This window comes from Methylomonas sp. PHL2-19, from assembly GCF_059331595.1.
Genome location: NZ_CP196839.1, coordinates 3,631,968 through 3,648,631 on the forward strand (window position 1 = coordinate 3,631,968; position 16,664 = coordinate 3,648,631).

At 53.8% G+C, this 16,664-nt stretch carries 13 protein-coding genes; all 13 read right to left on the bottom strand.

The window, feature by feature from the left end:
- Positions 1-182: 182 nt before the first annotated feature.
- Entirely contained in the window at positions 183-4,076 is a 3,894-nt protein-coding gene (purL, locus tag ACR02O_RS16755; protein ID WP_458137853.1) for a phosphoribosylformylglycinamidine synthase, read from the bottom strand.
- 99 nt (positions 4,077-4,175) lie between these two features.
- Positions 4,176-4,931, bottom strand: coding sequence for an NlpB/DapX family lipoprotein (gene bamC / locus ACR02O_RS16760; protein ID WP_458137854.1), 756 nt, complete (start codon positions 4,929-4,931; stop codon positions 4,176-4,178).
- Positions 4,932-4,933: 2 nt separating this feature from the next.
- On the bottom strand, positions 4,934-5,809 hold the full coding sequence (dapA, locus tag ACR02O_RS16765) for a 4-hydroxy-tetrahydrodipicolinate synthase (RefSeq protein ID WP_458137855.1): 876 nt from the start codon (positions 5,807-5,809) through the stop codon (positions 4,934-4,936).
- 69 nt (positions 5,810-5,878) lie between these two features.
- Positions 5,879-6,340 carry a YaiI/YqxD family protein gene (locus ACR02O_RS16770; protein WP_458137856.1) on the bottom strand — a complete coding sequence of 154 codons (462 nt, stop codon included), beginning with the start codon at positions 6,338-6,340 and terminating at the stop codon, positions 5,879-5,881.
- The gene (locus ACR02O_RS16775) at positions 6,337-7,032 is read right to left on the bottom strand and encodes a phosphatase PAP2 family protein (protein WP_458137857.1); all 696 of its coding nucleotides are present in this window, start codon (positions 7,030-7,032) and stop codon (positions 6,337-6,339) included. The genes ACR02O_RS16770 and ACR02O_RS16775 overlap by 4 nt, the downstream gene beginning before the upstream one ends.
- The gene (locus ACR02O_RS16780; RefSeq protein ID WP_458137858.1) at positions 7,013-8,554 is read right to left on the bottom strand and encodes an ArnT family glycosyltransferase; all 1,542 of its coding nucleotides are present in this window, start codon (positions 8,552-8,554) and stop codon (positions 7,013-7,015) included. The genes ACR02O_RS16775 and ACR02O_RS16780 overlap by 20 nt, the downstream gene beginning before the upstream one ends.
- Positions 8,555-8,560: 6 nt before the next feature.
- Positions 8,561-10,306, bottom strand: a complete 1,746-nt coding sequence (gene recJ / locus ACR02O_RS16785; protein WP_458137859.1) for a single-stranded-DNA-specific exonuclease RecJ — start codon at positions 10,304-10,306, stop codon at positions 8,561-8,563.
- A 54-nt stretch (positions 10,307-10,360) separates the two neighbouring features.
- The gene (thrC, locus tag ACR02O_RS16790) at positions 10,361-11,455 is read right to left on the bottom strand and encodes a threonine synthase (RefSeq protein WP_458137860.1); all 1,095 of its coding nucleotides are present in this window, start codon (positions 11,453-11,455) and stop codon (positions 10,361-10,363) included.
- Between the two features lie 3 nt (positions 11,456-11,458).
- Complete coding sequence (locus ACR02O_RS16795; RefSeq protein WP_036275601.1) at positions 11,459-12,769, bottom strand: homoserine dehydrogenase; 1,311 nt, start codon at positions 12,767-12,769, stop codon at positions 11,459-11,461.
- A gap of 37 nt (positions 12,770-12,806) precedes the next feature.
- Positions 12,807-13,991: an alanine transaminase gene (alaC, locus tag ACR02O_RS16800; RefSeq protein WP_494522043.1), complete on the bottom strand. Its 1,185-nt coding sequence runs from the start codon at positions 13,989-13,991 to the stop codon at positions 12,807-12,809.
- A gap of 128 nt (positions 13,992-14,119) precedes the next feature.
- A complete protein-coding gene (locus ACR02O_RS16805) occupies positions 14,120-14,275 on the bottom strand; it encodes a hypothetical protein (protein WP_165385966.1) in 156 nt (51 codons plus the stop codon).
- 78 nt (positions 14,276-14,353) lie between these two features.
- On the bottom strand, positions 14,354-15,472 hold the full coding sequence (locus ACR02O_RS16810; protein WP_458137863.1) for a GNAT family N-acetyltransferase/peptidase C39 family protein: 1,119 nt from the start codon (positions 15,470-15,472) through the stop codon (positions 14,354-14,356).
- Entirely contained in the window at positions 15,469-16,566 is a 1,098-nt protein-coding gene (locus ACR02O_RS16815) for a DUF2817 domain-containing protein (protein WP_494522044.1), read from the bottom strand. Before ACR02O_RS16815 ends, ACR02O_RS16810 begins: the two co-directional genes overlap by 4 nt.
- Between the last annotated feature and the right edge of the window lie 98 nt (positions 16,567-16,664).

Consider the following 16,664-nt stretch of genomic DNA (forward strand, 5'->3'; position numbering starts at 1 on the left):
ACATGGAGTGCGTTGAAAACCCTCTATTATCCCGTCTAGCTTCCCACACAGCTATAGGAAAAATTCTTATTTATTCCTGACGATGAGAACTGCAAATTGGAGCCCCTGAATCATTGAGAGGGTCGGGATATGTGTTACTCAAACTCTATCCTATTCAACCAAACGCAAGCCTCGGCGCTGACTCAGCCTACCCAAACCCGAGCATTTCTGAACATTCGCAACCACGCCCCATCTTCCAACCAATCGGCCGGATGCCAGGAGTTCTGTATCGCCCTGAAACAACGTTCCGGATGCGGCATCATGATGGTAAAACGGCCGTCGACGGTGGTTAAACCGGTAATGCCCAGCGGTGATCCGTTCGGGTTGGCCGGAAAGGCTTCGGTTTCATTGCCGTAATTATCGACATAACTGATCGCAACCTCGGCTCCGGCAGAATTTTCGGAATCGAACTCGGCTCGGCCTTCCCCATGCGCCACCACAACCGGCAAAATAGAGCCTGCCATGCCTTGGAAGAAAATCGACGGCGAAGCCTGCACCTTGACCATTGCTACCCGCGCCTCGAATTGTTCCGACAGATTGCGTTTGAACTGCGGCCAGTGTTCCGCACCTGGAATAATATCCTTCAGGCCCGACATCATCTGACATCCGTTGCAAACACCCAAACCAAACGTATCGGGGCGGGCAAAAAACGCGGCAAATTCGTCGCGCGCTTTCGGGTTGAACAAGATGGATTTGGCCCAACCGCCACCTGCACCGAGCACGTCACCGTAAGAAAAACCGCCGCAAGCCACCAGACCGGTAAAATCGGCCAGCGATACCCGGCCGCTGATGATGTCGGTCATGTGTACATCGATGGCCGCGAAACCGGCTCTATCGAAGGCTGCCGCCATTTCCACGTGGCCGTTGACACCTTGCTCCCGCAAAATCGCGACTTTAGGTCGATCCGAATCTGCAAATTTTGCAGCGATGTTGTCGTTGATGTCGTAAGTCAACTGAGCGGACAAACCTGGATCGTTGTCATCGGCGATTAGCTCGAATTGTTGCCGTGCGCAATCGGGATTGTCGCGCAAGGCTTGCATCCTGAAGCTGACTTCCGACCAAGTTTGTTGCAGTTCAGCGCGTTCCGCGCTGTAGATTTCTTTGCCGTTACGGACGATTCGTAACTTTTGATCTGAACTTAATTTACCGACGATATGGGTAAACTCGTCCAGCCCGGCCTGATCCAACAGTCTCGCGACATGATCCAATTCAGCCGTTTTTACTTGCAGTACCGCGCCCAATTCCTCGTTGAACAAGGTCGCCAGCACGTCGTCGCCCAGTTCGGAAATATCTAGTTCAACGCCTTCACGGCTGGCAAACAGCATTTCGGTTACCGTAGCCAGCAAACCACCGTCGGCCCGATCATGGTAAGCCAGAATCAGCCCTTGGTCGTTCAAGGCTTGAATGGTATCGAAGAAACGCTTGAACAAACTCGCGTCGTCCAGATCCGGAGCCTGGTTGCCGAGCTGATTGTAAACTTGGGCCAGCACCGAACCGCCAAGACGGTTCTTGCCCCGGCCAAGATCAATCAACAGCAACACGCTATCGGCATTTTTCAACTCTGGAGTCAGTGTACAACGCACGTCCTGCACTGGCGCGAAGGCAGTGATGATCAGCGACAGTGGCGAGGTCATGGTCTTCTCATGCCACACGCTTTTCATCGACAGCGAATCCTTGCCTACCGGAATCGCAATACCCAATTCCGGGCACAATTCCATACCCACCGCCTTGACGGTATCGAACAGCGCGGCGTCTTCACCGGGGCTGCCGCAAGCAGCCATCCAGTTGGCGGACAGTTTGACATCATTAAGCTTGCCGATACGAGCCGCTGCCAAGTTAGTCAACGCCTCACCTATCGCCATGCGTCCGGAAGCAGGACCGTCGATCAAAGCCAAGGGCGTGCGCTCACCCATTGCCATTGCTTCGCCGGTGTGGGCATAAAAGCCGGAAGCCGTGACCGCAACATCAGCCACCGGCACTTGCCAGGGGCCGACCATCTGGTCGCGAGCGACCAAACCCGTCACCGAGCGGTCGCCGATGTGAATCAAGAAGCTCTTGTCCGCCACGGCCGGAAACGCCAAGACCCGTTTCACGGCTTCGGCCAATTCGACTTGGTCCAGTTGCAGGCCGGGTAGTTTCTTGTTTAAACGCTGGACATTTCTATGCATTTTCGGCGGCTTGCCGAACAATACCGACATAGGCAGATCAACGGGTTTACCACCCAGCCATTCGTCGCTCAGCGTCAGATGTTCCTCGTCGGTGGCATGACCGATCACCGCGTACAAACAATGCTCGCGTTTGCAGAAAGATTCGAACAATGCCAGCGATTCCGGTTTGATCGCGACGACATAACGTTCCTGAGCTTCGTTGCACCAGATCTGCATCGGCGACATGCCCTTGTCGGCGTTCTGCACCTTGCGCAATTCGAAGCGGCCGCCGCGATCGCAGTCGTGAATGATTTCCGGCACCGCGTTGGACAAACCGCCGGCACCGATGTCGTGAATAGAGATGATGGGGGTGTTTTCGCCCAGCGAATTACAGTGATTAATCACTTCCTGGCAACGGCGCTCCATCTCCGGGTTTTCACGTTGCACCGAGGCAAAATCCAGCTCCGCCGCGCTCTCGCCGGAAGTTTGCGACGATGCCGCGCCGCCGCCCAAACCGATCAGCATCGCCGGGCCGCCCAGGATGACGATCAACGAGTCGGCCGGGATCGGCTGTTTATCCACCAGCATGGGCCGGATGTTGCCCATGCCGCCGGCGATCATGATGGGTTTGTGGTAACCGCGATATTGGTTAGGCTCTCCGGTCTCGGCCGGTTGCTCGAAGCTGCGGAAATAGCCGGCGATATTGGGCCGGCCGAATTCGTTATTAAACGCTGCGCCGCCGATTGGCCCTTCCAGCATGATGTCCAACGCGGAAACGATGCGCTCTGGCTTGCCGTAATCCGCTTCCCAAGGCTGCGAGAAACCAGGAATTTTCAGATGCGAGACGCTGAAACCGGTCAGACCGGCCTTGGTCGCCGAACCCCGGCCGGTGGCGCCTTCGTCGCGAATCTCCCCGCCGGAACCGGTTGCCGCGCCGGGATGCGGTGAGATCGCAGTCGGATGGTTGTGGGTCTCCACCTTCATCAGCATGTGCGCCTGTTCTTCGACATAGCCGTAGGCATAGTTATTCGCCGCATCGCGGATGAAAACCTGCGCGGTCGTGCCTTCCAGCACCGACGAGTTGTCGCTGTAGGCTGACAGCACGCCTTGCGGATTCAGCGTGTGGGTGTTGCGGATCATCGCGAACAAGGACTTGGCTTGCTCTTCGCCATCAATGGTCCAACTGGCGTTGAAGATTTTATGCCGGCAATGCTCCGAGTTGGCCTGGGCGAACATCATCAGTTCCACGTCGGTCGGATTACGACCCAAACTGATGAAGCTCTCAGTTAAATATTCGATCTCATCGGCCGACAAGGCCATGCCTAACTCAGCGTTGGCCTTAACCAAGGCATCCCTGCCCTGCTCAATGATAGCTACGGTTTGTAAAGGTTGCGGATCGTGCTCGGCAAACAAATCAAGGCCAGCCTGATCGTAAACCACTTGCTGAATCATTCTATCGTGCAGTAAAGACGCCAGTTGGTGTTTAACAGCATCGCTCAAAGGCTCGGAAGAGGTAAAGCGGTATTCGATACCGCGCTCAATGCGTTTTACCGCGGCCAGGCCGCAACGCTCGGCTATTTCCGAGGCTTTACTCGACCAAGGCGAAATAGTGCCCAAACGTGGCACCACCCACAAGGAGACAAACTGAGGCTCAGGCGATCCTCCACTCTCTTCCACCGCTATATTTTCGCTGCTTTCATCGCTTTGGCCGTAATCGAGCAAGCGTTCCAGCATCGCAGCTTGCTCGGCGGATAGCTGACCATCGATTTGCACGAAATGCTGAAACCGGGCACTAACAGCAGTAATGCTGCCGGCCACTGCCTGCAGTTCGGTCAGCAGTTTTTCAATACGAAAACGGGAAAGAGCGGAGGTTCCGGATAGGGTCAACATGGGCTGTGTTTGAGTGGTTTTTTATAGCTAAAAGAGTAAATACAGGACATTCCGCAGATAAAACACGGCAAGCCCCAAATCGCAAACAAGGCGGCGATTTTATGGCGACGGCGTATCGTCGGCTGCTTTGTCCGACTTGTCAGCGGTACCGCTGGGTATATCCTGATTAATGCCTTCGGTGATCAATCTGAGCAAAGAGGTGGCAGCGACATTTGACAGGGTCTTACCGTCACTATCTTGCACCGTCACTTCGGTAAGCAGTTCATCAAGTTGATGCAGGCTTACCCGATATTCCTGTTCCTGGCTGGGATCGTCGCCGAATAAAAAAGTGATTTCGTCCAGAATGGAACCGTCTTCCGGCTTAATCGCGTCAGGATCGTATTTGACGAAGAAATAGCCTTTGTCCATATTCCGCTCGACCACTTCCAATTTTTGGCGGCTCAAGGCTTTGCCGACTATCCACCACGCTTGAGTGGCGGATTGATCGATTTGTAAACTGCTGACGCCACTGCTGCCGGCCGCTTGCACACTTTTCCCGGAACCGGCTGCCGCGACAGTCTCTTTAGCTTCGGTTTTTTCCGGCTTACTGGGCGCCGGTTCTGCGGCATCCGCAGTTGCCGCTGATCGGACGGGTTCCTGCTGTACCGGCGCTGGTGCTGCTTCCGGGGTATTGCTTACCGGGTGGGTCGCCAAAGTCTTGGTTTTTAGATCGTCCGGCACCACTAACTCGGGGATTTCGGTGGTAAATTGGTAATCTCTTTCCTTATCCGGAAACCAGCTCTTGATGGTGCTGCACGAGGCATTTAACAGCAACGCCGAAACCAGCGCCAAACGACCGTATAGGCGAGTTTTCATAATTATAAAACGCCGGCTTGATGCATCGCGGCGCGTACGGTAGCGAAACAGTCTTCGGTCAGCCAAGTCAGCGGTAAACGGATGCCTTTGCCCATTAAGCCCATTTCAGCCACCGCCCATTTAACGGGGATGGGGTTGGATTGCACGAATAGGCTGCTGTGTAAACCGGTCAATTTAGCGTCTATCGCCTCCGCAGTCGCGCTATCACCGGCCATCGCTGCCGCCAGCATATCGTGCACCAATCTAGGCGCCACGTTGCCGGTTACGGTGATACTGCCGTTGCCGCCCAGCAAACAAAATTCGCGGCTGGTGGCGTCGTCGCCGGTATACAGTGCAAAATCTTCGCCGGTTAAATCGCGGATTTCTTTAACCCTTTCCAACTTGCCGGTTGCTTCTTTCACACCGACGATGTTATCGATTTTGGACAGTCGTCCCACAGTTTCCGGCAACAAATCGCAGGCGGTGCGGCCGGGTACGTTATACAGAATTTGCGGGATGTCCACCGCTTCGGCGATGGCTTTGTAATGCAGGTACAAGCCTTCCTGGGTCGGTTTGTTGTAATAAGGCGTGACTAGCAAACAAGCATCCGCACCGGCTTGCTTGGCTTTTTGAGTCAGGAGTATCGCTTCGCGGGTGCAATTGGCACCGGTACCGGCGATGACCGGTATCCGTCCGGCCACGCAATCGACAATAAATTTAATGACTGCGCAATGTTCATCTTCATCGAGAGTAGCCGATTCGCCCGTCGTGCCGACCGCTACCAATGCGTCAGTCCCTTGCTCTATATGAAATTCGACCAGCCGTTTCAGACTGGTTTCATCCACCGCACCGTCTTCCGTCATCGGGGTTACCAGCGCAACGATACTACCTTGAATCATGCAAATCTCTCGTGTTTAGGTATATAAAACCGGGGCATTATATCAAGCTAACCCTGAAAACTCAGCCTGTTATATTTGCCGGGCGGCCAGAAATCTATCCAGCGCGTTGGCGAAATTTTGGACATCTTTGGCCGTCATGGCCGCCGCGCCACCGGATGCCAAACCGTTGTCGCGCAAGCCTTCCATGAAATCACGCATGGCCAGTTTTTCACCGATATTCTCCACCGTATAAGCTTCGCCGCGCGGATGAATCACAAACCCCTGCTTGGCTAGGATTTTTGCAGCCAACGGAATATCGCCGGTAATCGCCAGATCCCCGGCCCGCAGATGCGCGACAATATAGTCATCAGCGACATCGAAACCGCCGCTGACGCGAATGGATTGGATATAACGAGATGGCGGCACGGCGATGCTTTGATTGGCAATCAGCAGCAATTCCAACTGCCTTTTTTGGGAGACGCGGAACAAAACCGTTTTAATCAAATTAGGACAGGCATCCGCATCCACCCAAATCTTGATTGCCCCCGTCATTGCGCGGTCTTCACGTCCGGCTTTATCCGAACATACCAACCGTAGTACAAGGCATAAGCCACCAAAAATACCAGGTAGCCGGACCATAAAATATCCGACGCAAAATGTCCGCCGGAAGTCATCCGGGTAAAGCCCAGAGTCCACGCCAACACTATCGTCAACAGAAAATAGATGGCTTTATGGTTTTGCGACAGAAAATACAACACAAAAAATGTATAGCCCACCGAACAATGGCCGCAGACGAAAGACTTATCAGGCGTGTGGCCGAATTTGGCAGGCGGCACATACTGATACTCACCACCGAACTGGCTGACATGCACTGGCCGGGGTCTTCCCCAATGATCTTTGACGATCAGATTAACCACCAAGCCCGGCCCCAAGGCAATGACCAATAGAATATACAAGGCCTTACGGCGAAAACGTTGCGTATGAGTATTGAAATGACTGAGGACATAAACCGCTAAAGCTATCAGACCGGCCCACAAGGTGAACGGAAAAGCATAGTCATACAGCAGTTTCCAGGGCCACCAATGCTGGGTCGGCCAGACATCGCTTGGGTTTTCCGGATGATAAAACAAGGCCGCCAGGCGCAAATCCAGGTCTGTCAGCCCAAACAATAGTGTGGTCAGTGCCGCCAATAGCAACACGAGCATGAGTTCGTTGCGCGCGCGTCTAATTTTCCGATGGGGCATAGCTTTCCTTCTCCAATGTTAGCCGGACGGTTTCCGGCCAAAACTTCAGGTTTTCACCTAAATACAGGTAATACGGGGAACTCGGCTTGGCAGGATTGGGGATTTGCGCCAAGAAGCGAAAATTTTGAAACGCCGCTTTCAATTCTGCGGGCAGGTTTTCCTCCGAGGTTTCACCCAGCACAAAGCCGTTTTTGCCGACAAACGCCTGCGGACCAGGCCAAACTTCGTACTGCGACGTCACCACACCACTGGGTTCGTAACGATAAACCTGGGGATGATCGGGCAAGTAAAACGCCAACTCGCTCGCCAGATAACGATGACCCAAGGCTACCACAAAGGTATTATCCAGATTGGGCAGACTGATCATGCGCTCGAAATGCACGTTAATCGCCAACTCCTGCCAGCTGTTGAAACGCTTGGTGGGATCGAACGCGGTGTTTTGTAATTTAAACACTTGCAAGACGATGGGCAGCGAATAGGTCAACAGCACCATCGCCAAACCCAGCACGACGCCGTATTTCAAGGCTTTTTTCCAGGCACCGGCCAGCCAGTTGCCGACCAACAAAATCAAGCCGGTAAAATAAAACGGCATAGGCCAATTGCCTTGGGCTTTTTGCAGCACACTGAGCAGCAAAACCCCGAGTAACAAGGCTGGCCCCATCAATAGCAAAAAGCGTTGCTCCGCTGCCAGGCGCTTAAAATTGAACGCAGCTTGCGCGCTGCTAATCAGCACCAGCACAAACAGCACCGGCGAAACCAGTAACAGCTGGTAAAGCAGGAAATCTCGGGCCCATTGTAAGTGCTTGAGCACGCTGACCGGTTCATGGTTACCGAAATGGCCTTTGCTATGCCCAAACATCACCCAGTCGTGTTGCTGGTTCCACCATAAAATCGGCACTGCCGCGATCACGATAGGGCTTAAATAAATCAGAAACTCTTTTTTCAACAGCCCCCGGCGTTGCTTATCCAAGGCTAAAAAGATCAGTAACATTAACGGCAAGATCAATGCCGATTGCTTGCTCAACAAGGCAGCGGCACTTGCCAAACCGGCCCATAGCCAGGCACGCGCTTGATTGTCGAACAATGCCCGTCTTAAATAGTAAACGGTGATTATCCAGAAACAATACAGCGGCGCGTCGATGGTCATCAGGAGGTTGGCGAGCACATTGATCGGTGTTGCCAACACCAGCAACAACGCCAAAGCTCCTCCACGCGCGCCATAAAATGCCTTTGCCGTCCCGTGAAAAAACCATAGAAATGCGCTGCCCAACAATAATGCAGGCAAGCGCACCGTAAACGTATAGTCGCCCAACAGCCAGGTAAACGCACCGATCAGCCAAGCTATCATCGGCGGTTTGCTGTAATAGCACCAGTCCGGTCGCCGCGACCAATCCCAGTAGTAGCTTTCATCGCCGATCAAATCAAAGCCATTGATCAGCAGAAATCCGCCGCGCAACAACATGAGCGCCAGCAGCAAAGCCAGCGTATGTGAATCTATCCAGCGTAACAGTCTCTCAGACATAGGCGCTTATTCCCATTTCTCCAGATAATGTAACAACAGTTGCAGGCTGCGTTGACCGCGAAATTCGTTGATATCCAGTTTATAGGCCGCGTTGATTTTTCGGCAACCCAGCCATTTTTCCGGGTGATCGGCAAAAAACGCTATCGCATCCAGCAACTGGCCGCTAAACGGCAAACGCAACACAAACTTTAAATGCTGCTGCCCGACGATGCGGCATTGGATCACATCGAATACGCCATTGAATACCGGCTCCGGGAAGGTCTGCCCCCACACCGCAGCCTGCTGGAGCGTTTCCGCGAAGGCCAAAGTCATATGTTGCTCATCCAATTCGCCGTCGGAATAGACCTTCTGTTCCAGATCCACCTGCTCCAGTTTTGCGGCCACTGTCTCGGCAAAAGCCAGGGCAAAATGCGGATAATCGTGTAGCTTAATCGTCAAGCCTGCTGCCATCGCATGGCCGCCGAATTTGCTTAATATCTGCGGATGCATTGCGGCAATTTCGCTAAGTACATCGCGGATATGCACACCGGTGATGGAACGCGCCGAACCTTTGATATCGCCATTATCGGCTGGCGCAAATGCGATCACTGGCCGGTGTAGGCGATCCTTAATCCGCGACGCCAGAATGCCAATGACACCTTGATGCCAATTGCCGTCATACAGACAGACGCCGGCCGGCACGTGTTTTTCGTCAAGAGCCTTCATTTCCGAAAGCAATACCATTGCCTCGGTCTTCATCTGTCCTTCGACTTCTTTGCGGTCTTGGTTCAAGGCATGCAATTGCTCGGCTATATCATGCGCCAAGCCGGCATCATCGGTCAGCAAGCACTGAATGCCTAATGACATATCGTCCATCCGTCCGGCCGCGTTCAAACGCGGTGCGATGGAAAACCCCAGATCGCTGGCATGAATCCCGGACAACTGCTTGCCGGCGACTTCTGCCAAAGCTTTAATTCCAGACTGGCATTGCCCGGAGCGGATGCGCAATAAGCCTTGATGCACTAAAATGCGGTTGACCTGATCCAAGGCCACCACATCGGCGACGGTGCCTAAGGCCACGTAATCGAGCAAACGCGCTAGATTCGGCTCAGGAATCCCGGCTTTCTCAAACCAATGCAATTCGCGCAAGCGAATCCGCAAGGCCATCAAAATATAAAACATCACCCCTACGCCGGCGATGTTTCTGCTTGGAAACTTATCGTCAGGCAAATTGGGATTGACGATAGCATCGGCGTCCGGCAGTTCCAGCCCCGGTAAATGGTGATCGGTAATCAACACCTTGATACCGGCAGCCTTGGCGGCTTTGACACCGTCGATACTGGATATGCCATTGTCCACGGTGACAATAATATATGGGCTCTGCCGCTTCACGAGTTCAACAATTTCCGGCGTCAAGCCGTAACCGTATTCGAAACGGTTGGGTACCACAAAATCCACGGCTTTCGCCCCGAGCAGCGCAAGGCCTTTTAAAGCCAAGGCACAGCTGGTGGCGCCATCGGCATCAAAATCGGCGACCACGGTAATTTTTTGCTGCTGTTTGATCGCCGACACCAAATGCTCGACCATCTCCTTCATACCGGTCAGCAGCCACGGCGAAGGCAAACTCGCCAGACTCCGATCCAATTCATCGGCACTCTGCACACCGCGGCTGCTAAAAATCCGTTGCAACACCGGGTCCATCTCGCCAAAGTGCGGATTTTTAATCTGCACCGGCCTGGGCAGAATGACTTTTTTAACGCTTTGCAAATACATATCAGGCAATAAAAAAGCCGGCAATTGCCGGCTTGTCGATGCTCATCGCTAGACTCACATCGAATCCAGAATAGCTTTTTTCACCGCATCCAGTGAGGCGTCTATCGTGATCGGTTGATCGTCCTTGCACTGAGCAATGGCGGTGTCAGGATCTTTAATACCGTTGCCGGTCAAGGTGCAGACGATGGTACTGCCTTCCGGGATGTTGCCATTGGCGATGTCTTGCAAGGCACCTGCCAACGAAGTGGCGGAGGCCGGCTCGCAGAAAATACCTTCATAGGCAGACAGCATTTTTTGCGCGGCCAGAATTTGCGGATCGGTGAACGATGCGAACCAACCGCCGGATTGTTTCTGCGCGGTCCAAGCCCCGTCCCAAGATTGCGGATTACCGATGCGGATTGCCGTCGCCACTGTTTCCGGATTTTCCACCGGATGGCCCGCCAAGAAAGGCGCAGCACCGGCCGCTTGGTAGCCACACATTACCGGACGTTTTTTGGTCACGGCTTTATGGGTGGCAGTATCGGTTGAATATTCTTTATAGCCCTTCCAGTACGCGGTGATATTGCCGGCGTTACCGACAGGCAAGCAGTGGAAATCGGGCGCATCGCCCAAAGCATCGACGATTTCGAAAGCAGCTGTTTTTTGACCTTCCAGGCGGAAAGGATTGATGGAGTTAACGATGGTTACCGGGGCATGGTCCGTGATTTCCTTAACAATAGACATGCCGGCATCGAAATTGCCTTTGATCTGAATGATTTTGGCGCCGTACATCATGGTTTGCGCCAATTTGCCCAACGCGATTTTGCCTTCGGGGATCAAAACGAAGGCACGAATGCCGGCCCTTACCGCATACGCGGCGGCGGCAGCCGAGGTATTGCCGGTGGACGCACAAATGATGGCTTGACTGCCCTCTTCCACCGCTTTGGTCACGGCCATAGTCATACCGCGATCTTTAAACGAACCGGTCGGATTTAGGCCTTCGAATTTAACGTAAATATCGACATCCTTACCGATCAAGCGCGGAATATTTTGCAATTGAATCAGCGGGGTATTACCCTCGCAAAGACTGATCAACCGGGTGTCGGCGGAGACCGGCAAGCGGTCGCGGTAGCGTTCGATGATGCCTGTGTAGCGTGTTTGCGTTGCCATTTTTTATCCTAGAGTTTCCAAGCGAATCCGCGCCACTTTACCGCTGACTGTCGCCAGCGCTTCGATGGCCGCAATCGCGGCGTTCATTTCTTTTTCCAGCGTCAGTTGCGTCAGCATAATGATGGGCACGGAAGTCTCGCCTTGCGGCGGTTCTTTTTGAATCAAAGCTTCAATGCTGATGTTGTGCGCCGCCAAAATCCGGGTCACATCGGCTAACACGCCGGGCTTGTCTTCGGCAGTCAGGCGCAAGTAATAGGCGGTCTTGATTTGCTCGGCAGGCAACACCGGAATGTCGGCGATAGCATCGGCCTGGAACGCCAGATGCGGCACCCGATTTTCCGGATCACTGGTCATGGCTCGGACTACATCGACCAAGTCTGCTACCACAGCGGAAGCAGTAGGCTCTGCGCCGGCTCCAGCGCCGTAATATAAGGTCGGTCCGACCGCGTCGCCGCAGACCAGCACCGCGTTCATCACGCCATCGACATTGGCGATCAAGCGACGTTTGGGAATCAAGGTCGGATGCACGCGCAACTCGATGCCATCCTCGGTTTTACGGGCAATACCCAAGTTTTTTATCCGATAGCCCAGGGCTTCGGCGTATTCGACATCCAGACGGGTGATTTTGGTAATGCCTTCGGTAAAGACTTTTTCAAACTGCAACGGAATACCAAAGGCAATTGACGCCAGAATGGTCAATTTATGCCCGGCGTCTATACCCTCCACATCGAAAGTCGGATCGGCTTCGGCATAACCCAAAGCTTGCGCCTCGGCCAATACATCAGCAAAATCGCGGCCCTTGTCGCGCATTTCGGTGAGGATGAAATTACCGGTGCCGTTGATGATGCCAGCCAGCCACTTGATACGGTTGCCGGCCAAGCCTTCGCGGATGGCTTTGATGATGGGTATGCCGCCAGCCACTGCCGCTTCGAACAAGACCATCACGCCTTTTTTACTGGCTTCCGCGAAGATTTCGTTACCATGCAAGGCGATCAAAGCTTTATTGGCAGTGACGACATGCTTGCCATTGGCAATCGCGGTTAACACCAGTTGTTTCGCCAGATCGTAGCCGCCGATCAGCTCAACGACCACATCGATATCAGGATCGTTGACGATCTCGAACGGATCGGCAGTCAAGGTAATGCCATCGGTTGCACAAATCCGCGTCCGATTTAGATCACGGGCGGAGGCGCGGGTGACCACAATTTCACGGCCGGCCCGGCGCGCGATTTCTCCGGCATTCCTTTTCAACACGTTGACGGTGCCGCCACCGACGGTACCCAATCCCAAAACCCCAACTGTTACCGGCTTCAAACCTGACTCCTAACGTGATACCCAAAAATGGCGGCGATTATACTACGTTGTCTTTTTTCAGCATATTGCGGATGCTGCGCAAAGCTTGGCGCGTCCGGTGCTCATTCTCGATCAAACTAAAGCGGATATGGTCGTCGCCGTGCTGCCCGAAACCGATACCCGGCGATACCGCTACCTTGGCGTCGATGATCAACTTCTTGGCAAATTCGATGGAGCCCATTTCTCGATAGGCTTCCGGGATCTTCGCCCAGACAAACATGGTCGCCCTCGGTTTGTCCACGTGCCAACCCATCGCATTCAAGCCGTCGCACAACACATCGCGGCGAGCTTCGTACATATCGCAGATTTCCTTCACACAATCCTGCGGACCTTCAAGAGCAGTAATCGCCGCGACTTGAATAGGCGTAAATGTACCGTAATCCATGTAGGATTTGATCCGCGTTAATGCAGCGACCAAGGTTGGGTTACCGCACATAAATCCCACCCGCCAACCGGGCATGTTGTAACTTTTGGATAAGGAGAAAAACTCGACGGCGATGTCTTTCGCACCTTCCACCTGCAATATCGACGGCGCCACATAACCATCGAACACGATGTCCGCATAAGCGATGTCGTGGACGATCCAGATATTGTGTTCCTTACAAATCGCCACCACTTTTTCGAAGAAATCCAGCTCCACGCATTGGCAGGTGGGATTGCCCGGAAAATTCAGAATCAACATCTTCGGCTTAGGCCAGCACTCGGCTATGCCTTTTTGCAATTCCTCAAAAAAATCGACACCTGGGGTCAACGGCACATGGCGAATATCCGCGCCGGCAATCACTACGCCATACGGATGAATCGGGTAAGCAGGGTTCGGCACCAACACTACATCGCCGGGGCCCAGGGTGGCTAAAGCCAGATGCGACAAACCTTCCTTCGAACCTATGGTGACAATCGCTTCGGTATTGAAATCCAGATCAACGTCAAAGCGCCGTTTGTACCAACCGCAAATCGCTTTGCGCAAACGCGGAATGCCTTTGGAAACCGAATAACGATGGGTATCATCGCGCTGCGCCACTTCCAGCATTTTATCGAGGATGTGTTTTGGCGTGGGCTGGTCCGGATTGCCCATGCCAAAATCGATCACATCTTCGCCTTCCGCGCGGGCTTTGGCTTTCAGCTCGTTGACGATATTAAAAACGTAAGGCGGCAGGCGGCTAATACGATGAAATTCTTCCATTAATCACTCTTGAGATTCTGAATTTTAAAGACGGCTTCTAAAAGAAAGCCGGCTAAGGTACTGTTGTTGCAAGGCGATGTCAATTTTGGTGCAGCGAGACGCTTCCGAAAATGCTGATCGGGCGAAATTTAAGGTTGCGCGGCTGTCGTTGCCGGGACTTGAGCACTATCCGCGCTCTGCTGATGCAAATAAGAACCGCCGACCAGAAAAGTCAGCACCAATAGGTACAAAACTGCGGCAATATTTTTAACTTTCTTGCTGTCGTCGTGATGCTGGTTGTTCATGAATTAAAGTCTCGTGAATAAATAGTTGCTAAGGCAATTGTAACGCTTGCGCAAGCAGCTGAGAATGAGAAGCTCGAACTAAGCACCCGGCCAAACAATGACCGCGGTCCGCAAACGTGATTTGCCGAAACAGGACATGCGGTCGAAATCCTCGCGGGCGATGGGGATAAACTGGCAATCCAACTCATTCTGCCGGCCGTCGTCCGGGTCGGAATCGTGCATGTACAAACAATCCTTATCAAAACCACTCATCACGACCCAATGCGGAGCTTTTTTGCGGTCCATCGAAAAGGTACTGATCAGGATCAACGGGATCGCCCCGGCTTCAAACGCGGCGATCAAATCGTTCTGCGTGACGTTGGCATAATGAATCGCCACGCCCTGCTCTGCTGCGTCACGCTTGAAACAGGTATCGACCAACTCGACGATCTGCTTTTTATCGTCACTACGCACGCTATCGATAAATAAAGAGCCGGTTTGGTTGATCCACACTTCCACCGCAAACTGTCGGCGTTTGGCAGCCAAGGCCAAACCGATGGGATGGCAGCCGCCATGACCGGAGGTCATGAAAATAGTAGTGGCTTCGCGCCATAACTCGATTTCTTGCTCGCGCGACGGCAAATAAGTTTTATTGAGCGCGTGCATCGCCATCATCAACGCCGCCGGGCCGCAGGTAAACGGCGTGGTTTGCCGCAGCCAATGCACCGAGCGGTGTTGCGGAGTATCACGATAACGGCGGATGCGCTTTTGGTAGCGCAACGCATCTTTATGGTCTTGGTAATAATCGCGATACAAACCAAACTTTTGAAAACCCAGCGCCTCGTATAAACGGATGGCCGGCGTGTTATCCACACTCACTTCCAGACGCAGATACAAACGGCCATCATCGCGCGCGGCTTGCTCGCCGGCCAGCATTAAGGTCTTGGCTATGCCTTTGCCGCGCAATTGCGGCGCCACGGCCAGCGAATAAATCCGCGCCAAGCGGGTGCCGGGGTGATAAATGATCAATATATAGCCGGCGACCAGCCCCGCCCATTCCGCTAATAACAGGGCGCGATGATCGGAACTTAACCAATGCCGGAAACTGCGCCGGCTTAATTTGTCGGTGGCAAAGCTGGCATTTTCCAAGGCTACCAAGCCCTCCAGATCGGCGCTTTGCGCCGGCCGCACCGCCAACTCAGTGGCTAAAGCTGTCACGACGACACCCCGCGCAGCGCCTGACCCAGTACTTGCCGCGCGCGGAACAACACCATTTCCTGCCAGGCATTGTCGTTGGGACAGAAATGCCGGCGCATTTCCATACTGTGCGCAAAACGCTCATCATTAATATCCTCGGCAGCCCAAAGTTGATGATCGCGCAGCAACACTTCAAACAAGTGGTCGGTGCTATACGTACCAAACTCCAGCGTCACATAACAACTTTGCGGGTTCATGTTGGCGTGCCACAGATAATCCAACAGGCCTAACTTGGGTACCGAACTAGACGTGCCCGCCAGCGGCAAGGTCACCGAATCGCCATACCAGTGTTGCGCAACCGCCGCGCCGGCGCTATCGGGTTGATGGTCACAGATAATTTCCCCGTAACCGTAAGGACCGAGACCGGTATGCAAATCCACCACGGCGACACGACGTTGCGCCAAATTATGACGTTGAATCAAATCCTCGCAGACCAGCCGGCCATGCGCCGGCGCCCGGCCACCGTAAAACGGCCCGGACGGGTCGCGGTATTGGCCGCCGCTGATGGCTTTTTCCAACGCGACTCGACCGTATTCCTGGGTAAAATCGGCAAACGCCTGCTGTCTTTGCCCGGCATCCGCCACGAATAACCATTCCCGCAACAAATCGTAATCCGGGTTTTCCGGCACGGGCTGCGAAAAATCCACCGCATTGCGATTCAAATCCACCCCGTCGCCGTCGCAGCGCCGCGACCAGGCATAGCCCCAGGGCGTTAAGGCGTGGACCAGCAACAGCGCCGTATCATTTGGAATGTCCAGTTGGCGTTTGCTTAAGCCTTGCAGCAAATCAAGCTGAATCGCGCTGCCCGCAAAGCCTTCCACCCCGTGCGTCGCGGCAAGGCACACCACCACGTTGTCCGCTTGCTCATCGCCTATCCAGGCGGTATCGGTCAGCAAAGATTCGCCGTCCGGCCCCAGTCCGGCGCATTGATAAATCTCGTGTCTTAGCGGGTGTGTCACCGCAGTGATTCGCGACAACCAAGCCTGGCGCGCCTTGGCATAACTGGCCGGGAAGACGCGGGTATCGATTTCGGTGCCGTAGGGGGACAAACTCATCTGCATACTCAACTGTTCGGAGACGGTAATGGTACAGTGTGGCAAACCCCCAAGCCGCAGGCAATAGGCAGCAGCAGAGGGCATTGCAGAATTGGGCT